General features: G+C 60.3%; 15 protein-coding genes. 6 read left to right on the top strand and 9 right to left on the bottom strand.

Going from position 1 to position 20,780, the window contains the following annotated elements; all coding sequences use genetic code 11:
• Positions 1-740: 740 nt before the first annotated feature.
• Entirely contained in the window at positions 741-1,541 is an 801-nt protein-coding gene (locus RA302_RS31110) for a hypothetical protein (RefSeq protein ID WP_047269099.1), read from the top strand.
• A gap of 58 nt (positions 1,542-1,599) precedes the next feature.
• Here the strand turns inward: RA302_RS31110 and RA302_RS31105 are convergent, their stop codons facing one another.
• Entirely contained in the window at positions 1,600-1,920 is a 321-nt protein-coding gene (locus RA302_RS31105) for a hypothetical protein (RefSeq protein WP_047269100.1), read from the bottom strand.
• Between the two features lie 84 nt (positions 1,921-2,004).
• Positions 2,005-4,191: a DUF87 domain-containing protein gene (locus RA302_RS31100; protein WP_075835708.1), complete on the bottom strand. Its 2,187-nt coding sequence runs from the start codon at positions 4,189-4,191 to the stop codon at positions 2,005-2,007.
• Positions 4,192-4,543: 352 nt separating this feature from the next.
• Between RA302_RS31100 and RA302_RS31095 the strand changes: the two genes are divergently transcribed.
• Complete coding sequence (locus RA302_RS31095) at positions 4,544-5,755, top strand: hypothetical protein (RefSeq protein ID WP_052959771.1); 1,212 nt, start codon at positions 4,544-4,546, stop codon at positions 5,753-5,755.
• Between the two features lie 88 nt (positions 5,756-5,843).
• Positions 5,844-6,713, top strand: a complete 870-nt coding sequence (locus tag RA302_RS31090) for a hypothetical protein (protein WP_064112193.1) — start codon at positions 5,844-5,846, stop codon at positions 6,711-6,713.
• An 11-nt stretch (positions 6,714-6,724) separates the two neighbouring features.
• Here RA302_RS31090 and RA302_RS31085 read toward each other — a convergent pair whose 3' ends face one another.
• Positions 6,725-7,810 carry a hypothetical protein gene (locus tag RA302_RS31085; protein WP_047269103.1) on the bottom strand — a complete coding sequence of 362 codons (1,086 nt, stop codon included), beginning with the start codon at positions 7,808-7,810 and terminating at the stop codon, positions 6,725-6,727.
• A gap of 238 nt (positions 7,811-8,048) precedes the next feature.
• On the opposite strand from RA302_RS31085, the gene RA302_RS31080 reads away from it, so the two are divergent.
• Entirely contained in the window at positions 8,049-10,355 is a 2,307-nt protein-coding gene (locus RA302_RS31080; RefSeq protein ID WP_047269104.1) for a cutinase family protein, read from the top strand.
• 67 nt (positions 10,356-10,422) lie between these two features.
• Here the strand turns inward: RA302_RS31080 and RA302_RS31075 are convergent, their stop codons facing one another.
• The 6 genes from RA302_RS31075 to RA302_RS31050 all read right to left on the bottom strand — a co-directional run bounded on the left by RA302_RS31075 (position 10,423) and on the right by RA302_RS31050 (position 17,110).
• The gene (locus RA302_RS31075) at positions 10,423-10,620 is read right to left on the bottom strand and encodes a hypothetical protein (protein ID WP_338481183.1); all 198 of its coding nucleotides are present in this window, start codon (positions 10,618-10,620) and stop codon (positions 10,423-10,425) included.
• Positions 10,621-11,230: 610 nt separating this feature from the next.
• Positions 11,231-13,027 carry a DNA primase gene (gene dnaG, locus RA302_RS31070; RefSeq protein ID WP_064112191.1) on the bottom strand — a complete coding sequence of 599 codons (1,797 nt, stop codon included), beginning with the start codon at positions 13,025-13,027 and terminating at the stop codon, positions 11,231-11,233.
• 85 nt (positions 13,028-13,112) lie between these two features.
• The gene (locus RA302_RS31065; protein ID WP_052959772.1) at positions 13,113-13,838 is read right to left on the bottom strand and encodes a hypothetical protein; all 726 of its coding nucleotides are present in this window, start codon (positions 13,836-13,838) and stop codon (positions 13,113-13,115) included.
• 137 nt (positions 13,839-13,975) lie between these two features.
• Complete coding sequence (gene mihF / locus RA302_RS31060) at positions 13,976-14,290, bottom strand: integration host factor, actinobacterial type (protein WP_047269107.1); 315 nt, start codon at positions 14,288-14,290, stop codon at positions 13,976-13,978.
• A 125-nt stretch (positions 14,291-14,415) separates the two neighbouring features.
• Complete coding sequence (locus tag RA302_RS31055; RefSeq protein ID WP_125053040.1) at positions 14,416-15,606, bottom strand: hypothetical protein; 1,191 nt, start codon at positions 15,604-15,606, stop codon at positions 14,416-14,418.
• 520 nt (positions 15,607-16,126) lie between these two features.
• Complete coding sequence (locus RA302_RS31050) at positions 16,127-17,110, bottom strand: DUF6884 domain-containing protein (protein WP_232354265.1); 984 nt, start codon at positions 17,108-17,110, stop codon at positions 16,127-16,129.
• Positions 17,111-18,295: 1,185 nt separating this feature from the next.
• Here RA302_RS31050 and RA302_RS31045 point away from each other — a divergent pair.
• Together RA302_RS31045 and RA302_RS31040 are read left to right on the top strand one after the other, a co-directional pair.
• Positions 18,296-19,387 carry a hypothetical protein gene (locus RA302_RS31045; RefSeq protein WP_047269110.1) on the top strand — a complete coding sequence of 364 codons (1,092 nt, stop codon included), beginning with the start codon at positions 18,296-18,298 and terminating at the stop codon, positions 19,385-19,387.
• Between the two features lie 66 nt (positions 19,388-19,453).
• Entirely contained in the window at positions 19,454-20,719 is a 1,266-nt protein-coding gene (locus RA302_RS31040; protein ID WP_075835706.1) for a zinc-ribbon domain-containing protein, read from the top strand.
• The last annotated feature ends 61 nt before the right edge of the window (positions 20,720-20,780 follow it).

The raw sequence follows: 20,780 nt of genomic DNA, 5'->3' as shown, positions 1-20,780 counted from the left end.
GCGGTGGGGTTGTATGTGTGCGGCACGCTCGTCGAGGGAGCAACCCGGCGGTGGCTCACGGTCCGTCTGCGCAGTTCGGGGCAGGATTTCGCTGGTCATCGTTGTCGCCGGACAGCGTTGTCACCCATTGGTGCGTCTCGGTGGGGCCGGGTAGTTACGCCCAGACTGGTTCTATCTACCGGTGACGTTCGCGTCTCGATTTATGAATCGGTTGGGGCAGAGGGCCCGATCGTCTGCCCCGTCGTGCTCGACCAGTTCGGGGCGCGTATTTCTGGCATTCTGCGGCTGCTGTTGATGGGATTGGGCTATCGGGGATCAGTTCTGGCCGCTGGTATGCCTGTTTCGTAGCCCACATCTCGTGGTGAAATCTCGGGCTTGATACCGCAACACACCCGCCGGACGTGCTATTTTTTCCTTATCGGAGATGTTGTACACGCTTGAACTCGTTTCGGGCACCATTTGGAGGGACCATGTCATCCACAGTTTTGCCTACCTCTACGCCAGGCCAGATCCGGCCGGCCGGCGTCAACGCGGGATCTTCCGCCCCTTCCTCTCAGCGGAACGTCGCCAGCGAGCTTGAGCGTCTGCGTGCTCGGCACGCATTGCAGGTCGCTCATCGCCGTCGCACTGGTCGACCCATCGCTTCTCCTGCTACCAACAGGGCTACGCAGGACGCGTGGAGACAGGCAGCGACTCGTGTGTCGAAAACTCTCCTGTGCCAAGATGATCCGGATTCCTTCATGCTTCCAGATCCCCCGAGTCTCGCTGCAAGCACCGAGGAACGGGTCCCCGCCGCCACCTTCGCGGAATTGGCTGCAGAACGTCGGTTTGTCAAAGCCCGTATCCGAGTGGCGAAGTCAGCGATCGCGGCCTGCCACGAATGCCCGCTTCTGCAGCAGTGCCGACGCGAGGTCCTTGAGGAGGTGAAGTTGGGTAGGCAACCGACGAACACCGTGGTCGCTGCCACCGCATGGAACTCGCGAGGCTTGCCCGACATGCACATCCATGATCCAGGAAGCAACGCTGAACTCGAACACCACACCCTCGATGTCCTCGCTGGAACCAAGCTGTACCGAAATATTCCCGACATCAGTTGGATTCCAGCGGATCTCGATCCGGTACCTACCATCGACGAACATCTCGTCAGTGATGTACTGCATCGCTACAAGTCCGAGGCAGCACTCAAAGAGCTTCCTAAGCGGTTCGTCACGCAGTCCCTTCTCGACCGGAAGCCAAAGGTTTCGGCTGACGGCCGAGCTGTGATCACTTACGGTGAGGAGCGCGAGATCGTTCGTCGCGCGGTCAAACAGCAGATGGTTCCGAATACGTTGGCTACGATCCTCGGTTGCGGATGGGATCGGGCTGCAGATCTGTTGTGCGCGTACGGCGGTGAAGTGCAGGACTACACCCCTGGCCCGCAGGCCGCTCGCCATCGCGATCTTTTCGCAGCCCGCGAGCGCGACACAGCGGCACGCAAGCAGCGGATCAGGGATGCGCAGGCCGCAATGAACTCTACTGGCAGTCACCGCATGTCTGCCTGATTTAGAACCGAAAAGCGGTCCACGCCATTGGCGTGGACCGCTTTTCGTCGATCAAAGGTCAAGACGGGAGAATTCCGCGCGCCTCGTCGATGATCGCCTGAGCGCTATCGAGCTGCTCGTCCGCCTCCTTGCGGGCCTCGCTCTGAGGGAGACTCGTCAGCAGCCCCTTCAATTCGGTGACCGCGGCGTCAGCAGCCTTGAGATCATCCTCGTTCGGTGATCCCTTGCTCATCGCGGCTAGCGACTTCGCGTGCTCTTTCAGCGACTCCTGGAGCGGTTTGACTGCGTTCTGCAGCAGTTTGCCCGTACTCGCATCCTTGAACACCTCCTTCTCGCTGTCGTCGAGCACCAGCAGTGTCTGCGTCCTTATTTGCGCCACAGCGCATCTCCTTAATGTGAGGCGGAACAACGTGTGCGGTCAGTGTAGAAAGCCCGGTTCCGGTGATCGTGGTGCCCGAGACAATCAGAACGGCGGGGGGTCGTCATCTAGGCGGTTCGTCCATGTACTTGTGGTGTTGTGGGCAAGAGAATTCCGGTCACGGCGTTGAGGCCGTCCTGCGAGCGCATCTGCCACTGAGGCGACACCGGTTGCGCTGGCGCGACCATCCACAACTGCTCGGCGCCGAGCGTGCACCTCCATCGCTGGATCGTCGTACCCTGGTCTCGACGGCAAGTGGGTGAGTCTGCCGCCCGTATCCCCAGCGGGGAGATGCTGGGAGAACTCGCGCCGAATCCTGGTTATCCACGCGTCATTCCAGTTCAGCCACGCCATCGGGTCGGTGACACTTTCCAAGAACACTGGGTTCGCGCCGAACGACAGACCTGTCACTGCGCCACCCACGCACATCCAGGTGTAGCGACCTGTCGCCTCTGGCGGTGGTGCGGCCCGGTACAGCGCCAGGTGGGAGTCGGAGACCCTGCCGGCCATGCGTTTGATGTCGGATTGGTCGTGAAGTCCGTATCCAACTAAGAGCACCGCGAGTTGGCGCCAAATGTCGTCGCGTAGGCCTGTCGCGGATTGCAGGATGAATGCGAATCCGATGCCGAACTTTCGCACATCACGGCAGTCGCCTGCGAACTGGTTCGAGAGCGACACCAATGCGTCTGGTTGCGTGCTATCGGCAGGTCCCGCGTATTGCCATGCTTCGTCGACGACGACCTGCACGTTCAAGCTTCCGCCAGCCGTGAACTGCTGTTGGCCTGCCAGTTTGAGCGTGTTGAGCAATTGCGACATGATGCGGGCTTTCACCTCCGCGGAGTCCAACAGCCGAGTCGCCGCCATTACGTCGCCCGTTGTATCGGCATCGTTGCCGTCGAGGTTCAGTTGTGACAGGTCGGCGGAAAGGTCAAGCACCAGCCAGGGCGCAGGTTGTCCTGCTTTCGGGGCCATGACCTGCCTCATCAATCCCCAGGCGTCACGCCGACGATCCGTGGCCCCGAGCGATTCTGGATCCGCGCCGGCCGCGATCTTCATGGCACCGGTGGGGGAGTACGGCGACCACAGAGAGTGCAGGGCGGAAAATACAGCCAGCAGTTGCTGAAACTTTTGATGCCCAGAGGGGTCGAGCGCTCCGGGCGGAAGTCGATCGAGGATGTGTTCGGCGATCGGTTCGCCCTCGGAGTCGGAAGTGGGTCGATAGATGGTGCGCGCCACGCGATTCTGTTGCTCGGTTCCCGCGTAGATTGTGCCGGCGGGAAGAATCCCGTGGAGGCTGTCGAGGAGGTATGTCATTACCGCCTCTGGTGCCGATTCGGTCCAATCATCAGTCCCGCAAGCTGCTTTGAGCGCTTTCTTGTCCTGCAGTGCCGCGTGCAGCATGTCGCGGGCTTGAGCGACGTTCTCGTCTGCACCTGCACCGAAGGCAAGGTTCCGAAACCATTTCGATTCCTCGAGGAGCCGTAAGAAGAGTGGCGCGTCCTTTCGGAGTCGCAACGATTGAGACAATCGGGCCACGAAAACGGAGCGGCCGCAGGCTGTTGCGAGGCCTTGCAGCGAAAACGGCAGTCCGTGTTCTGTTGCCCACTGCCCCTGCGGGTCCAGGATGATCTGTCCCATCCCTGGCCAGCGAAGTTGTGATGCGAGCACGTATTCGAAGCAGACGGACTTTCCGGATCCTGTTGCACCGAGAACGGCCAGATGCCGAGATCCGCGGGGACCGGAGAAGTCCGGCAATGTGAACGGGATTCGGACGGAAGAGCCGCGCAGAGTCCCGATGTATGCCGGCTGATCGGTATCTGCCATCAGTTCGTCTGCGGTCTGTTGGTCCAAGAGCGCGACTGGAGTGCCTGTCGCCGGCGAATTTGACAACACCGCAGCGTGTTTCCGCCACTTTCCATCCCAGTTCCGGAAGACCGCTTCGACCTTGATGGTGACAGCGCGGGTGTCTCCGCTGTCACCTGACTGGTGTTCGATGGCGCCGTTCGTCGCTACGTGCATAGCTTCTCGTGCGTTGGCGGTGTGCACAGGATTGATCGTTTCGACTTTCGTGACCGTCCCAAGCGCCAACTCCTCGGAGCCGTTGTCGAAGACGATCGTGAAGGCAAGCATCGATCCGAGTAGCGCGAGGTGGTAGGAGCGACTGCTCAGATTGAGGACCGCCGAATCGCATGTTGAGGGTGAGCCGATAACGGCAAGGCCACCAATGTCCACAGTTCCTCATTTCGGTTCGTTGGTGCGGTGAGAGCGACGGTATCTGCGGCGATTGCCCTGTGCGGCACCTGTCTTCTGTGTAGGCGGGGCCGCCGAAAGCCACTGGCGCTGTTGCCGGAAAGTGAGAAAACAACAGGTTATTGAGGTGTGGAGTGGTGTTTGACCCTGCACTCAGCAGGTGTGTCCGCGTCAAGGGGAGGAGCACCGGAACCGCCCAGTTTACGATTTCCATCGTCGGAGAAACTCACACATCCCGTAGGGGCTCAGGCCCATGCGTGAACGTAGTTGGACTGCACCAATGTCCTGCTACGCAGCAGAAAGGAGCAGGGCGCTACTGCGCCCGACGAAGCGAATGGGCAAATCAAAGGGAAACCACCGGCGGGTCACTAACCGCCAACGCACGATCGCCACGGCCGCGACAGTGAGCGTGCTTGCTCTCGCAGCTCTCCCCACCGGGGTGGCTTACGCGGCCCCCCAGGGTGGCGTGACCACTCCCGGTGCCGGCGGCGAGCAGGGAACCCAGACGCAGAACAACGGTGGTGGACAGGCCGGTGTTTCGACGCCGAAACCAAATCCGGCACCGACACCACCGGAAGAGCGCACCTATTGGGTTCCGCCGTCACAGCAGGCACAGCAGGCACCGTCACGCCCGATCCCGACGACCAGTCCTGATGCGGACTACTCACCCCCGTTGCAGCAGCAAACGTTCCGGCCGCCGACCGCAGTTCCCACAGTCGCACCAATCGAAGCCCCTGTCGACGAAAAGGGTGAGCAACTGCTCCGCGCCGGTGACCGCATTGCGAAGAAACCGAATTGGATGACCGATCAGGTCCTCGACACGACGAACTACACACTCGCGGGTTGGGAATCGGATGCGTCCGGGTTCTGGCGTTCCGTTGGTGTCGACGACAACCGCTCTGATCGAGTTGCCGCGTCGATGGTCTCCGGAGCAGCGGTCGGCGCCGTCGTCACTGCAGTGCCGTTCGCAATCGCAGGAGGCGCTCTCGGCGGCCCGGTGGGTGTTCCCTTCGGCGCCGCTGTTACACAGGCAATTCTGCCATTCGCCCCCGGTATCGCGGCCGTTCCGGGTGCCACAGTGGGCTACACAGCGGGCGCTGCAGGTGGTGCTGCATTGGGCGGTGCAATCGGCCTCGTAGTCGGCGGCGTCGGTGGGGCGATCACTGGCGGGCTCATCGGTGGTGGCGAGGCCACCGATGACGAACTCGTCCTTACCGAGCTTCCTCAGCTGCCGGATCCGGACCCTGTCCAGATCACGAAGGACGTGTCGAACTCGGCTCAAGGCCTTGCGAGCACCCCGGCCGGTGCGGGCGTCGTTCAGGCAATTGCCGATGCTCCGGCGAATTTCGAGCACGCCAACGAGCAGTTCCGGCAGACAGTCGTCAACGTCGCGGGACAGCCTGCGCTGGACGTGATCGACCAGGCGGCTACGGCGCATGCCGAGGCTGTTGCGCCGATCAACGCAATGCTGACGCCATTCACTGACCGCATCAATACTGCGGTCGGCGCTGCTCAGCAGGGCATTGATCAGGTCATCGCTCCGTAGTCGAACCACGATTTCATCACATCCTGCCGGGGAGGGCGCTGAGGCCCAGCACCCTCCCCGGCCCGATCGGTATCGGTAGGTAATCTGCATGAACGACTGGGACACTCGGGGATCAACAGACGACGACTATCTCGATCCGCAGCTCGGCAGCGACGTCGACGACAGTACGTCCGGTCCGCTCCCCTCTCCGCACACGGAGCCAGTGACATTCACCGCACCCACTCACGCTGAGCTTTTCGACTCCAACACCGCCGAGTCCGAATCATCAGGGCCATATGTTCCCCCGCCGAACAAATCCTTGTACCAGCGAGCTCCACGCAAGCCCCGTGTCGATCCGCCGGTATCCGCCGGTATCCGCCAGGGCACGCTGCCGTCCAAGCTCCGCGACCGCAAGACTGCAGTAATTGTGGGATCTCTGGTTGTTGCCGCGCTCGCTGTTGTGGGCGCTGGAACTTTCGCTCTCACAAATGCTTTTCCGCAAGACAGCACTCCCTTGGCGGAGGCCTTCCCCGAGACGAGCAGCGAGGTTGCCACCATCCCTCCAGCACCGTCCACGACGCCCCCACCCACCGCTGTCACACCGCCCTTCTGCACCGATCCGAGCCCGGGGGACATCGTTGCGGTGACTAATAGCGTCGGCGACAGAGCAACCGGACCAGGCACGATCGCCGCATTCGAATACCACTATTACGTGGATCGCGATGGGACGAAGGTGGCATCTACTTACGACCCTTCCTTGCAGATGGATCCGGCAGGCATTCAGCCCTACATCGACAAGATTGCCTCTGATACCTTGCACTGCACCACAATTGAGCCTACTGATTCACCGGACAAATATCGGGTGTCCGTCGCGTTGAAGCCTTCGAACTCGATGCGAATTGAGCAGGTCGACCCGATGCTGATTTCTGTGGCCCCCGGTCCGGGCGGATGGATGATCACCCAGATCGTGCCGGCCTGACAGGAGAATTGTCAGGTCCGGTAGTGCCGGATCCCGGCAGGATGCGTCTCACTGAATGTTCTCGATGCTGCGCCCATCAATTGTGTAATCAATGATGTCACTTCTCGTTTGGCGAAGGTGTCGGCCTGGTGTTGAGGGAACGGCTCGATCACTCGGGTTCCGATGATCGTCTCACTGACTTTGGCGCACAAGTCGGCCGCCACGGAGTCCGCGACATCGTCAATGTCGGCATCGTCGACGTCGGCCGAGAGCGTGTACTCGATCTTTACGGCTCGCAATGGCATTCCTCGGGGAAGAACGTAAGTAACGAAGACGGGTAGCTCTTCACGCCAGTGACCTAGTAATTCATCGATTACGTGTGCCCACTCTCGCACCGGTTTCGGGGCATCGGCCGTCGCCTTCGCTGTCACTCGCAGTGCTTCATCGGCTCGGCGAGGTCGTAGGTACTCCCCCGATTGCAATACTGAGGTGGCCGCGATGCGGTCGCGCTGCATGTTCAACCAAGCCCCACTGCCCTCACCGAGTTGCGCCGCCCACAACTTGCAATAGCCAGATGCTGTGTCTTGCTTAGGAAGCGCTCGCAGACGTCCTTGCAGTCCGTAGTGGACGTAGTCACCTATCAGGGTGTCGGTGTTGCAGTCGGCCAATGTTGCACAGACCAACTCCGCAGTCGTCGGATCGGAGGTCAAGAGCCCTGTGGCGATCGAAATCAGTGGGGTGGCCAGCGACCCGTCCATCCAAACGACGTGACTTCGATCGGCGGTGTCAAGGGCTGCGGCGAGCTCACACAATGCCATCAACATCGACCGCGCCCGATCGGTTTCCGACGAAACTGGCATGACCATCGTCGCGGGGACACTCGAACGGAGATCACTGCTGACTCCAACGGCGGCGATCCACGTCAGGGCATCAGTTTGCTCGTGCGCTACACCTCCGTCTACGCACACAAGATCGGGTTCGTTCGCAGGTCCACGCGTGGGTGCAATGCGAATGGCCTGCGTTCGTTGTAGGTGCGATAGCAAATCACTGTGCTGCTGTTGTGGGTCGATCGCTGCCAGTAGTTGGCTGGCTGTATCGAGCACCGTGTCGAATTGCATAGGCCTCCTCACTCAAGATGATCGTGCACAGCCAGCGTATGAGGCTCAACTACGCAGAGCGGCAGCATCGGACGCCATCCCGAAATGAACTCTGACGTGCGCTGATGCGCTGCGGAGGAACCACGAAGACCAGTGACCGCTCTGTTACCCTGCATGTATCGGAGAAGCAGCATGGGACAGCTATCGAATAATCAACTCCTGATTCAAGTCGGCTGGCCCGCCACAACAAGGGGAACTGATGAAGCGAAGCAGACGAATACTGGGCCTGGTCTCGGCCGGCACCGCCTTGTCGCTGGTGACAATCGGTGTCACGGCAACGGCGTCCGCTTCGGCGGATCCAACCACCACGACGGTCGCCGCTATAACTTCGGCGATTCCTGACCTGGGAGACCTAGCTGGAACCGTCGACTGGACGGCAGCGGCCACCGCTGCAGCCAACACCGCAGCCGCAGCGAGCGGGAACGGACAGGCTACCGCGTCGACGCCAAACGTGACGGGAGATGCGATCACGGACAAAGCCGTCACAGCGCCCGTCAGGGAGGGTGTGAATCTGATCGCCGGAGCACTACCGCCGGGCGCAATCATCCCTGGTTCCAAGGGAACTGACGGAATGCTGACCGGTTCCACCGCACCGCGGTGTGCAGCTACCGTGATCACAGCTGTGCCTGGCACATTCGAGACGGGTCCTACCGCTGATCCGAATGCTCCTGTCGGCCTTCTCGCTCAGGTGGTGGAACCTTTGACAGCTGCTCTGGGAAACCAGGTGTCAGCGACATTCATCCCGTACGCCTCTGATGCCTCGGTCAACGGCACCAGTTACCTCCGGAGCGTCTCGACTGGCGTTCAAGCGACGTTGGCAACGATGGAGGATGTGGCGAATCGCTGCCCAGAGGCACAGCAGATCTTGCTGGGATTCTCACAGGGTGCCGAAATCGGTGGCGACGTGGCCACGGCAATTGGACAGCGGCGCACGAGCATCAACCCGGACAGTGTGGTCGCTGTCGGATTGTTCTCAGATCCGAAGCGTCCAGAAACCTCGAATGTTTTGGCGGACACGACTCAGACCCAACCGGCGTTGCCCACGAGTCTTCAGGAGAAGATCAAAGAGATCGTCGAATCTCCGTCCTTCGCGCAGATGCAGTTGCAGCTCACCGACGGATTCCGGTCGCTGGTAAACCAAGTCGCGACACAGGTCAGCGACACTGGACGTGCTGTTGCTGATGCAACTGCACCCACGTCGTCGACGCAGAAGTCAACGACAACCACGACTACCCACGCTGCCGTCCCCGACTCGGATAGTCAGGCTGTCGCAACGACGACCGCCCCGGAGGAAACCGCCTCTGTTGCAGGTAGCAGCACCAACTCGGCAGAGACGACGACCAAGCGTCCAGCTGCCGGTCAGTCCGGATCCACGACCACCTCTCACAGCCCGACCACGACGTCGAGCAGTAAGAGTTCATCCGCTGAGTCCCCCGGCGCTGCTTCAACTCGCGCCCCGTCGGTCACCGATGATCCGCTGATGCAGCCCCTCGACGACGGAACTAATCGCGACGGAATCAACAATGCGCCGGCGGCGAAGCCGTCGACATCGCCAAAGGCACCCACGACGTCCAAAGCTGCACCTTCCTCGAGTAAGACTGCGGCGGCCGGTAGCGAGACGAACAACACGGCAGATGGTGGGCTCGCAAGCAACTTCGCCAAGTCGTTGGCGGGGGACGGAGTAAAGCCAGAAGCCCGAATTGCGGTCAACGTCAACGAGAACCGTAAAGTTGATGTCGCACCAGTGACCATGGGAGCGGTATCGGGTGGCGGCTTGTCAGGGCAACGCGATTCAGACTTCGGTGCTTTGTCCGGGGTCGTCGCAGAAATCTGCGTTCCCGGAGACGTTGTGTGCTCACTCCCTGAAAACTCAGAGCTGGCACGTCAGCTTGTCCAGGTGGGGAAGAACGTTTCCGGCAATCTAGGTGAGCTCGCGACTGTCGATGGCGCGAATCGTATGGTGGGCTTGCTCTCGCTGCAGGCGGTCAACACCGTTGCCGACATCACGGGTATGCCACGGTCGAAGTTGTCCGCGGAGACGCTGCAGTCGATGGTTGAAATGATTGCGGGTTCAGCCATGACAAGTATGGGCAATCCCGCTGGCGCGGCGTTGTTGGCGAAGGGTGTATCGGCTCTGCCGAACGCGCTACCTGAGGTTTTCGCTCAAATCGCGGATATTCCAGCGATTCTCGCTCAGCTCCCTAATGCAGGGGACACCGCGATGAAGAACCTCGGGTTGGACAAGGTCGTGGACAGGATCTCGCAGGCCTTCGCGGAAGCCGGTATGACCAGTCCCCTTCAATTCGACAAGTTGCCGATAGCGATCCCCCGGGTTCTCGAGGCGTTGGCTCAGGACAACCAAGGTTTGCTGCAGTTGGCAACCAATCCGGCCGTGCACTCGGGCAACAGCCTTCACGTAGCTTTCGACACCATTCAGATTGCCGGCAATCAGGATCCGTACCAGTGGGTAGATGATTGGTTCAAGCGAATCTCTGTCACTGCGTAGCTTTTACGACGACTGTGGCCCACTCTCTGGCAAAGAGGGTGGGCCACAGTCGTTTCGTTGAGCGTGCCTAACCGTCTGCAAGTGCCTTCTGCTCGATCATGGCCATGAGGGTTCTGACGGTCTTGGTCTTGAGTTCGCTATCGGCGACGGGTCGCAGTCCTCTCACGATTTCGAGGAGATCGACGTCGTCGAGGTCGGTCGTCTTGTCGAGGTCGAGGATGTGGACTTCGTCAGATGTGGCGGCCGTGTCTTCGGAGATCACCACCAATGGGATCGCGTTTGGAGGGGCTACGTCTTTGCGCGGTCGATTGTTGGTTCGCGTAGTTCTTTTGGTTCCTGACTTCACCTGCTGTGAGTCCTCTGGCGTGGGTGCGGGATCTCGCTTCCCCGGTTCAGGTGTACCCGGCTCTGACGTGGGACTCGGCTCAGGTGTGGAGACTGGCGATGGAAGGGGATCGTGCTTCACCGCCCCACAACCCCCCGACTCCGGCGTAGTGCCGGGCTCAGGCGTGGCTGCGTCCACCGAGGGATCCACTTTCGCCTCAGAGTCCACAGAGGCTGACGTTTCCGGCTCAGCCGAGGTCTCGGAGTCCGACGTCTCTTCAACCGCGCGAGATGCGTCCTGAGGCGGTATGTCCGTATCGTCCTTCGTATCTGTCGGTACCGTGGCCGCTCGGGGCTGAGCGACTGGCACCGGGCCTGAGCGGGGTCGCCCGAACTTACTGGCTGGCCGGGCAAATGCGTTGTTGGTCATGGTTGTGGGCCTCCCTCGCCTACTCACGTCGCAGGCCGGTATCTAGGTGTGTGGGTCCGATAGAAGAGGTTTAACAACCACTGCCGCGTTGCGCGGCACGGATCCAGCACCCAAAGTCGAGTCAGACGCGACGACGCAAGAGCTGGTTCACTCGCATCAGTTCCTGCAGGATCTCAGCCTCATCGTCACCGCCGGCCGTCAATCGCTGCTGCAGCTGAGTCTGTGCGTGCAGCAAGGTCCGTCTCTGCACCCGCGATGCAGTGTCGACAGCGCTGGCAGCGTCCATCACCTCGGTGAATGCGATCAGCCACAGCAGCCTGTGGTGTTTATGCTCGACCGCCTCGGTCATGACCTGCGACCACAACTCGGCGGCGTCTCCGGATACTGGCCTGCCGGCGGGGTACATCACCGTGGACATCTCGACAATCTCTGCGACTGGGCGTGAGAACAGCTGATAGAGATCGGTCTTGAGTTGCGCTAATACAGTTTCGGCTGTCTGCGGATAGGCGATGAAGTACGCCGCCAAACTGCAGTCTGCATCAGTTAACGGCTGATCTAGCGGCGCTGCGTCTGTCGCCGGGGACTGACTTGCACCTGACTGTGTCGGAGACACGTCACCGGTATCGACGCCGATCTCAGTTGCCGCCCACTGTTGGTACTCCCTGCGGAGCACAGCGGACTGCACAGCTGAAAGCCTGCGCCGCACTTGTTCGGTGGCGTTCACCTTTCCTTCCGGAGTGGTGAGATCGAAGTTGCCTATGTCGCCGGTTAGCAAGGCGCGCAGTGCGGGACGCCGTTTGTCGGTCGCTGCCACCAGTGCATCAGCGCCTCCGACGGTTCTCACGTCGCACGGATCTGATTTGTCGCCATAGGCAGTGAAATCGAGCACGGTGATGTTGGTCGTGAAGCCCTGGCATGCTTGGAACAGTGCCCAAGCGGCTTTTCGTCCAGCTGTGTCGTTGTCGAATCCCACGATGATTTCACCGCCGTCGCCGACGCGGGACGCCAGCAGCTCGGCTTGGGTTCTGCTGAAGGCGCTTCCGGATGCTGCGACGGTGTTGTCCAATCCGGAGGCGACCATTGCCATCACGTCCGTCTGACCTTCTACGACGAATACCTGACGACGTTGGAGCATTGAACGACGAGCCTTGTCGTAGCCGAACAGCAGATCACCTTTATGGAACAGGTCGGTGCCGCTGGTGTTGAGGTACTTCGCTGGCGCCGTTCCGGTGAGGTCGCGTCCGGTGAATCCGACTATGCGCCCTTGCGGGTCGTGGATCGGCCACATCAATCGGCCGCGGAACGCGTCGTAGTGCCCACGTTCCCCTTCCTTGGTGATCCCGGCATCTCGTTGGATCTCGAGCGGGTGTCCGGCAGCGGTGAGCGCAGCGCTGAGAGCATTGCCGCCGACAGGGTTGTACCCGAGACCCCATTCCTGCGCGTGCTCGCTGGTGAAGCCTCTCGCTCGAAGGAAGTCGCGGGCTGCTCGGCCTTCGGGGAGTGTGAGAAGCCATTCGCTGGTGAGCTGTTGCGCTTTTTCAAGGACGCTGCGAAGTTCATTTCGGGCGCGAAGATCGTTGTCTGCGAGGGAATCTGAACCTTGAGGCACTGCCAACCCGGCACGATTGGCCAGCTCTGAAACCGACTCTACGAAGCGGAGTCCGTCGACTTGCATCAGAAAGTCGATGGCGTCGCCGCTCGCGCCGCATCCGAAGCAGTGGAATCGGCCCCAGTCGATGTTGATCGTGAACGACGGTGTCCGCTCGGAATGGACGGGGCACAGCGCTTTCACACGGCCTACGCCTGCAGGTTTGAGGTCCAGATAGTCCGCGGCCACCAGTTCAAGGCTTGTGCGGGAACGCAGTTCATTCAAGAACTCCGTGGAGAATCGGGGCGTACGCGGATTCTGCAGGTCCACTCCACGCTCCTACCCTTGTCAGATTCGGTGTTGCCACCTCAGCGTAGAAGAGCTGGTTCAGGGCGTGGCACTGGCCAAATCAGTTCTATCGGTTCCGATCGCGTAGCGCTTGTTGATGCCGTTTGAACCAGGCCTTCTGCTTCGCTTGCCAGGCGTCTTCGGATTGCTGCCAGGCGCCGCGCGATGACGAGAGTCGTTCGTCGAGAGTTGCCATGTCGATCGGCCCGGCTTTGAGTACCTCGACAACGGCGTCTTTCGTGCCGCCGACTGATCGAACTTTCTTCAGGAATTCTTTCGGATGCCATGCCGGACAGCCATGCGCCCTTAACATGTTGCTGGCGGTCTGGCTGTCGTCGAACCAGGCGATGATGGGTTGCGCGGGTCCGTGCTCGTCCTGCCACGCCCACCATTGCCGGACTTTCACCTCGTCCTGAGGCCGCGACCCGTCTTTGATGAAGTGCCGAAACATGATCGGGCCCGGGGGGAACTTGTGGCTGAGCAACCAGTTCCAAGTAGCTCGGGCGAACTGTTCGGGGCGGGTCGTCGAGTATGCGATCTGTAGGCCTGCGGACTGCAACATCTCGACCAGTTTTCGCCCAGCCCGGATCACCTTTGCGCGGCTGTAGGACCGGTGGAAAGTATGCCAGTCCCGATCTTGCGATCGCTCCGTGTTCAGTAACGGCTCGAACTCCGCCATCGACGCGAGTACCCCGTCAATGTCGATCACTGCGAACGCGCCGGGAGTGGCCGGCTTGTTCTTCCAGGGTGTCGGCCGGAATCGTGATTCGGGCTGTCGCGGGGTCGGTGACATAGCATCTGACAGTATCCCGGACAGGAAGGATCGCCTGCTAGTTGGGGTGTGTGCGGCGTTTCTCGATTGGTTGCCTGAACGTCGCTGTGGCGCCCAGTCGGTTCGTCGTGGGCGCCACAGCCGGATCAGTTGAATAGCTATGCGACCAACTCGGTGCGCAACCGTGCGAGCTGAACACGTCCGAGTCCCTTTACTCGCTTCGCCTCGGAGATGTCGAGTCTGCCCATCAGGCTGATCGCGCCTTGGCGGCCGCGGCCGGGGAGTGATTCGATCAGGTGAAGGACTCTCATTTTGCCAACGACGGCGTCACTGTCTGCGCGCTCGAGTACTTCCTCGACCTTCACAGTGCCAGCTTTCAGTTTGGCTTTGAGATCTGCTCGTGCCTTGCGCATTTCTGCGGCTTTCTTCAAGCTCTCGGCACGCTGTTCAGGGGTGAGTACGGGTAGCGACATGGGCTTCTCCCTTTGCTGGGTTGGGCAGTCGATTCACTGCCGTGATCCTGGTTGGCTTTTCGTATAGCCGAGTAGTTCTGTTGTAGCAGTGACAGTTACGGCGTAGCGGCACTGTCGATCGCTGCTCAGAGTGGCTGCGGGATCCTACTGATCGTGACCGCTGTGACGTTCTTTCCCCTGAGGAACAGTTTCCCCATCGTCTCGTAAGGGGAATATCCGCGCAGCGTGACGGTTCCGCCGCCTGCGTTCATCGCGCTGGTGACGATCTGCCTCATCTGTGGCAGTGCGACGTCGACCTCGACGTCGTCCACGCTGGTGGTGTTGACGATGGGGATGCTCTGTCCGCGCAACAAATCCCCAGCCACGGCAAGGTTGCTGCCCGATCGGGCGACCAACTCGATCGGATGTTTCGCGCCGTGGGATTGTCCGGTGTTTCGGATCTGGATGAATGCTCCGTCTGCACTGAATACTCGGGGCAGTACCGAGAGGAATCGGTCGAAATCGGATAGGTCTGCGATATCGAGATCCCAGCACCGCAAGCCGTCTGGCTCAGCGAGTGCATCGTCGAAATCGGGCATACCCGCTGTTTGAGCGTTGTGGATGACCGTCGTCGTGCCGTCAGAAATCTCAGTCTGGCAGGTGGAGTCGGTGACCGCTGCCGTCAAGGTCCATTGGTCTGCGCTCGATTTCAGCAGTTTCGCTGACGCGGCCAGTACTCCGATCCCCGTATACCCGATCGCCGCTCGCCGGCTTGTGCCGCCAATTGCGTTTAGCGTGACGGTCCCTGCGGAGTAGTCGCCGGCGACTGCGACAGAGATGGAGCCGTCGGCCGCAGTGCCAATACGGACATTCACAGCAGGTTTGGATCCTGTGGTCGCTGCGTGTGGCGCGAGAACGGCCAAAGCTTGTTTTAGTTCCGTCGGAGAAACTGCTGCTGTTGGTTGAGTATTGAGCAACTTCTCGTCTGACGAGTCGTGTTTGTTGGCACGCACTTTGAATTGACTGCCGAACCTAAGGAACCCATCGCTGTAGGTCAGCGCACTTCGGTCCGAACGTGAGCTTGAAGTCTCTACGATGGTCCGAATTTGGTTGTCCACGACCCACACGGGGGCAATGCGTTCGCGAGGACTCTTGGTCTCGTCTTGAGGTAACGCGGTCAGGACGGTCACCGAAGATCCCCAGGCATCTCGACCGGCGATTGTCAGGGTGTCTCCGTCGACGGCGATGGTGACGCCTTCGACTCTCTCAGGCAGCGCGTGGATCACCTTGATGGCGCCGACGACGGCCTTCGTGGAAATGGTGTTGGCTATGGACACGAAAGTCCCCTCGTGTTTGTAGTGCATTCTCCGATGGACTCAGGATCGCATAATGGCTTCCGGTCATGCGGCATACCGGCCCGTGTTCTCTGCGACCTAGATGCGTACGTTTGTGAAGCTCGGGTGCTGACTGCTACCGGCGGCGTTCAGATGGTGGCTTTCCACCATCCGCCGAAGTGCTCGGATTCCTTCGATGGCGCCAGGTCAGGTGCAATCACAACGAATCGTTCTATCGTTGGATACGTGGGTCCTCGTTGGCGTAGGTAGACCCTAGTGATGTTGTCGTCGACGACGGTTTCAGCGCTGGTTACGTTGGTGTCCAGCTGAGCCTCCCTGATCAGAGCTCGTGGATTCGACGATCTGCGGGAAGTGTTTCAAGGAAAGCCTTTTCGTTGGACAGCAACGCTGATTTCTACGTGCAGTCCATTCGAGTGCGCCAGGCTCGAATGGACTGCGCTCAATGGCACCGACTTGATCGGCCGGCGCAGGCCTGCGATATAGCCGATGCTTTGGCCGTGGGTCAGAGAGTCGTGATCCAGCACTCGACTGCGAGGCGGGCTGCTTCCTCCAAGTCTGAGAGCGGGACGATGACCTGGGCGTCAAGGTGTTCGGTGCGGTCGAAGCCGCCATCGGTCCGGCGAACACTCACTGCGGATCGGATTTCGGCAGTTGCCGAATCACCGCCGTCGGAGCTCAACTGCAGGTAAGGGCAGAATCCGGGATGGTCGTTCGATAGGTACAGCTCACGTCGATCTTCGGAGACGCTGAGGTCCAGGTCATCTGCGTCGCCATTGCTGTCGTTGGCGTACGCGATGAATGCCTTGGCGAAGGCCTCCGGGATTTCGGTCACTGTCATGGTCACTCCTGGTGTCATCGTGGGGTTAGGTGAGTGCCTGCGCACCGCATTCGGCGATGCGGGCAAGGCGATGTTGCTGGTCTCCGATACCTCGAGTTCCAGCCAAAGGGGTGCGGGCATTCGGCCAAACGGATTGCGCGATACGGGTGTAGCTGCGGCCACCGAGGACGACGACGTTGCGATGATCGAAGAGCCCTTGATCGATTGCCTGAGCTCTGCGGTGATCGATCCGGGGCTACCCATCCGCAAGTCGTACGGCTCCACCATCCTGTCGAGGGCGAGAAGACCGTGGAGCGCTGAGAGGATTCTGATCGACTCTGGGCTGGTCAGCGCCCGTGCAGCTTTGAGCCCGAGCCGGTGGTATCCGCTTCGATACATTTCGCCTGCAGGTGATGCGACGGCGGACTTTACGGCGCCGCAGGGAACCACCACCAGTGGTGATCCGTCGGCGACGACTGGGGTGATGTCGGCTGAACCGGCTCGTTCCGTTGTCTCGACTTCGAGGTCGTGCGCGATATGTTCCGCGATGGTCCAGTTCAGCCAGTGCCAGCCTTCGCGCTTGGCCAGTGCACCCTGATATCCGGCACGAAACGCTGCCGTCTCGAATGGTGCGGTCCACAAAAGCAATTGGGTGTTCGGCAGAGTCATTTCGATACGGTCATGGGGCCGGAAGATTCTGGTGTGAACAGGTCCAATTGCCAATGGGATCCCTGCATGTCGGCCTCCGGTCTTCGGACCGATACCGGGCACTGACACGACGAGTCCGACGTCGTTGATCAGCGCTGCTCCTGGTGTTGGCGCTGTGAGTGTGGGGTCGTCGTATCTATATTTCGCAGTAAAGAGTGCCATCGGTGCGTCCGCCCGTGATATTGGTTCGTGCAATGTGCTTGCACCTGTCCTCAACACGCTATGAACGGAGTGGAAGTGTTGCGGCACGGATGGATTCGCTCGCGCGGCATTGAATCTGAGGAGCAGGTTCGGGTTCAGTCGAGCTGATGTCTTTACGTGCCGCACCTCCCACCCAGCCCGGTCAGTCTGGGGTCACTCGATCGACTCGGATCGAGTCAGGACCTCGACGACCGAGGCGCCCCCTCTGAAGAATTGGATGATTGCGATGCCTAACGCCTCCCACACGCCGACAGCAGGGCACTTCGCTTGGCTACCTGAGCAGGTCCAGTCAAGTCGATCCGACCCCTTCTCTGCGGCTCAGGCATTTCACGAAGAGATTGACGGGCTACCTGAACCTCGCGACTGGTCGGATCGACGGTTCTGGGGCGGTGGGCTCGCCCTCGTGGTTGTTGGAGTGCTCGGCCGCCTGGACATGATCCGTTGGGAGTGGCCAGCATTGCACTAGCGCAGGGTGCCTGCCCGGTGTGGGTTACTGGGCTGCACGCCGGATTCCTGCTGCATGCCGCCAGACTCTGGGCGAATCCCGCAGGCCCAGTGTTCATGGCCGGTTTCGAGGGCAGACATCGCCTGAGAATGCCCAGCGGTTGAGGTCTACCTGCGACTCGTACTGCTTGCGCGGTGTATCCCTTGTCTCGTGCTCACGGCGTGTGTGATGACGCTACTGGGGCGATGTCGGAAGTCCTCGAGTTTCGCGAATCAGGCATGATGTTGGGAAGGTCTTTGGGGCAGGAAAGGCCTTGTTCGCACCACCGGACAGCGTCGCGGTAGGCGCGGATGGATCTGGTCCTTCAGAGGAAACCGACGCAGGGGGTCGTGATGGGTAAGGCGAAGAGTAAGAGGAAAGTTGTTGTGCGGGAGGCACCTCCGAAGCACACTCCGGGAGCTCAGCTGCGACATGGACTCGCGGTTCGGCAGCGAGCAGAAATGGCGTTGTCGACGGGGCAGCTGAAGCCAGCGCAGATGCCGTTGTTGTTGGATGCGTTCGACGAGGCAGCTACGCCGGTCATGAAGCATCTGGAACCATTTGCTTTCTCGGTGTGGGAGTTGCGTAGTTTCCGCGCGTCGGGAGTTGTCGGCCCGACGTTGAATGGGTTGAGCAAATTCTATGGACAGCCAGTGGAGGTGCTCTCTGCGAACCCTGAGCGATATCTCGGGTTCAAGGGCGCTCTGGCCTTGTCTGACGAAGCAGTGGACGAGCAGGAGATAATCGTCATCTATTGCGGGTATCGGTGCACAAGCGGAGCAACATTGGACCGGCACGCTTACTTTGCCTCCGAGGAAATGACGGCGCTGATCCTGGCGGGAAGTGAGGGCTCAGCGGAAGTCGGTGTCACGATCGCTGATCTGCCCTCACCTTCTGGTGTCGCCTATCTGACGCAATCGGAGGGCGATCTGGTGTTGCTGTGGAACACCGTCGATGATCTGCTTTCGGTTCAGTTGGTGCCGACTACCGGGGCTCAGGACTTCATTGTGAATCAAGGTGAGATTCGGGAGGGCTGGGGATACAGGTTCGGCGATTACAAGTATCTGCCTATCCCAACTGCCGAGGCGGAATTGAGTTCTCCTGAAAGTGATTCCCCGCCGTCGCTTCAGAATATCGGCGGGTACACCCCAGGGATGCCCGATGACGCTCCGGATTGGTCCCGAAAGGGCATCTATCAGGGCTGGAGTTCTGAGCAGATATTGGCCGTATTTCTCTCGTTCACGCACATGCTTCGACAGGGAGCGTTGGTGGACTCGTCCACGATTCGCACCGCGAAGTCGTCATTGAGTGGGCGGCGTCGTCAGCCGGGGTTGGTGACGTATTTGTCGTATCGATCTCGCAGTGGCGCCCGCGCAACCGGTGACGATGGAGCACCGTCGCGGGTGTATTCGCACCGGTGGACAGTTCGGGGCCATTGGAAGCGGCAGTGGTACCCGAGTGAGCAGCGGCATCACCCGATCTGGATCTCGACGTACATCGCGGGACCGGAAGGTGCGCCGATCAAAACGTCCGACAAGGTGACTCTCCTTTGACGGGCGGTGCTGCCTACATAGCCGTGCTCATCGTGGTTGAACGGGCCAAGGAGTCGGAGGAGAACTATGCGTCTCAAGGATGAGCATCCGAAGTTGTTTCGTCAGCTGCATCCCACTCGCAATGCAGGGATTGATCTTGGTTCAGTAACGAACTCGTCGAACGACATGGTGTGGTGGATCTGCCCGGCCGGCCACGAATGGCGAGAGACCCCGTTGCAACGTCGTTCGGACATGGTGTGGAAGCAGGGCGACATTTACGCGTGCTTGTACTGCGTAGCCCCTGGTTGCACAGTGAACAGTTGCGGGCATCGCCGGTTTCAATCCGGCAAGGACTCCATCTTTCGGGTACTCGGGCATCCCTGTGACAAGTGTGAGATCACCGAGCATGCCCGCCGGATCCTTGACGCTCACGCTGACGATGTGCCGACTGCGATCGGTGTTCTCGAGAACAGCGCGTTGTACGCGTTGTTCTGTAGCCGGGGCTCCGAGGTCGTTGAATGGTGGGAGCACATTTTCCCGCTGGTAGAAGGGTATTTCGTTCGGATGCTCTGTTTGTACGTCGCGATCGACAAGGTGCAGTTCCGACAGCAGCGAAAGTGGACGGAATCAGCGGTGCTCGGTGCGTGCATGCTCCGAATCATCAAGGTACTACCGCAGAGTTGTCAGAAGGCGATGTATTCGGCCGTACCGGCGGATACTGGACACTTCCGTCAGAACTATATGCCTGACGTCTATCCGCACGAGATCGAGTGGGCGTTGAAGAAGGCAGGGTTCGATATCCTGGACACGCCATTGGGTAGCGATATCAAGGATAGGGTGCAATTCCTTGAGCAACAGCGCTTTTCCGCGAACGGTGAGATGCCGCCTGTGTATCTCAAGGACAGGCACTACCCCACGTTCGACCACGTTTCCTTCGACCGAGAAAAGGGCGCGTCCGCGACGCTGCAACATTTCCGGCCGATGGAGTTTTCGCCGCGAATTACGGCGGTGCGACTGACGCTGGGCGAATCCACACCTGCCGCCATGGACGATCCTCTCGGACGGAGCTACATCGGGTATGCGCCGGACCTCGCACCGGAAGAGCTGTGGGAGCGGGCGCGCGGGCTGTGGAAGCTGCGCGCTGACTACGTCGCGGCGTCATCGACCGCCTTGGTTGTCTTCGACCGAAAGGTCGTATTGGTCGCTTCGATCTCCGGTGCGTCTTTTCATCGTGACGCTCTGGCCATTGTCGGTGCCCCGAAATCGGATCACCCGCTGATCGGGCGTCCGGATCCGCTACACACGCCGAACCCTTTGGCTCACGGCACGTTCGATCAAGGCCAGGTCTCGTGACGAGAAGTAGTCATACTCGACGTCTCGATGGCGGCGCGTTTTCGGACGTACGCCGAACAGG

This window comes from Rhodococcus sp. DN22 (assembly GCF_036669995.1).
Taxonomy (GTDB): domain Bacteria; phylum Actinomycetota; class Actinomycetes; order Mycobacteriales; family Mycobacteriaceae; genus Rhodococcus_F; species Rhodococcus_F erythropolis.
This window is presented reverse-complemented; position numbering and strand designations above follow the sequence as displayed.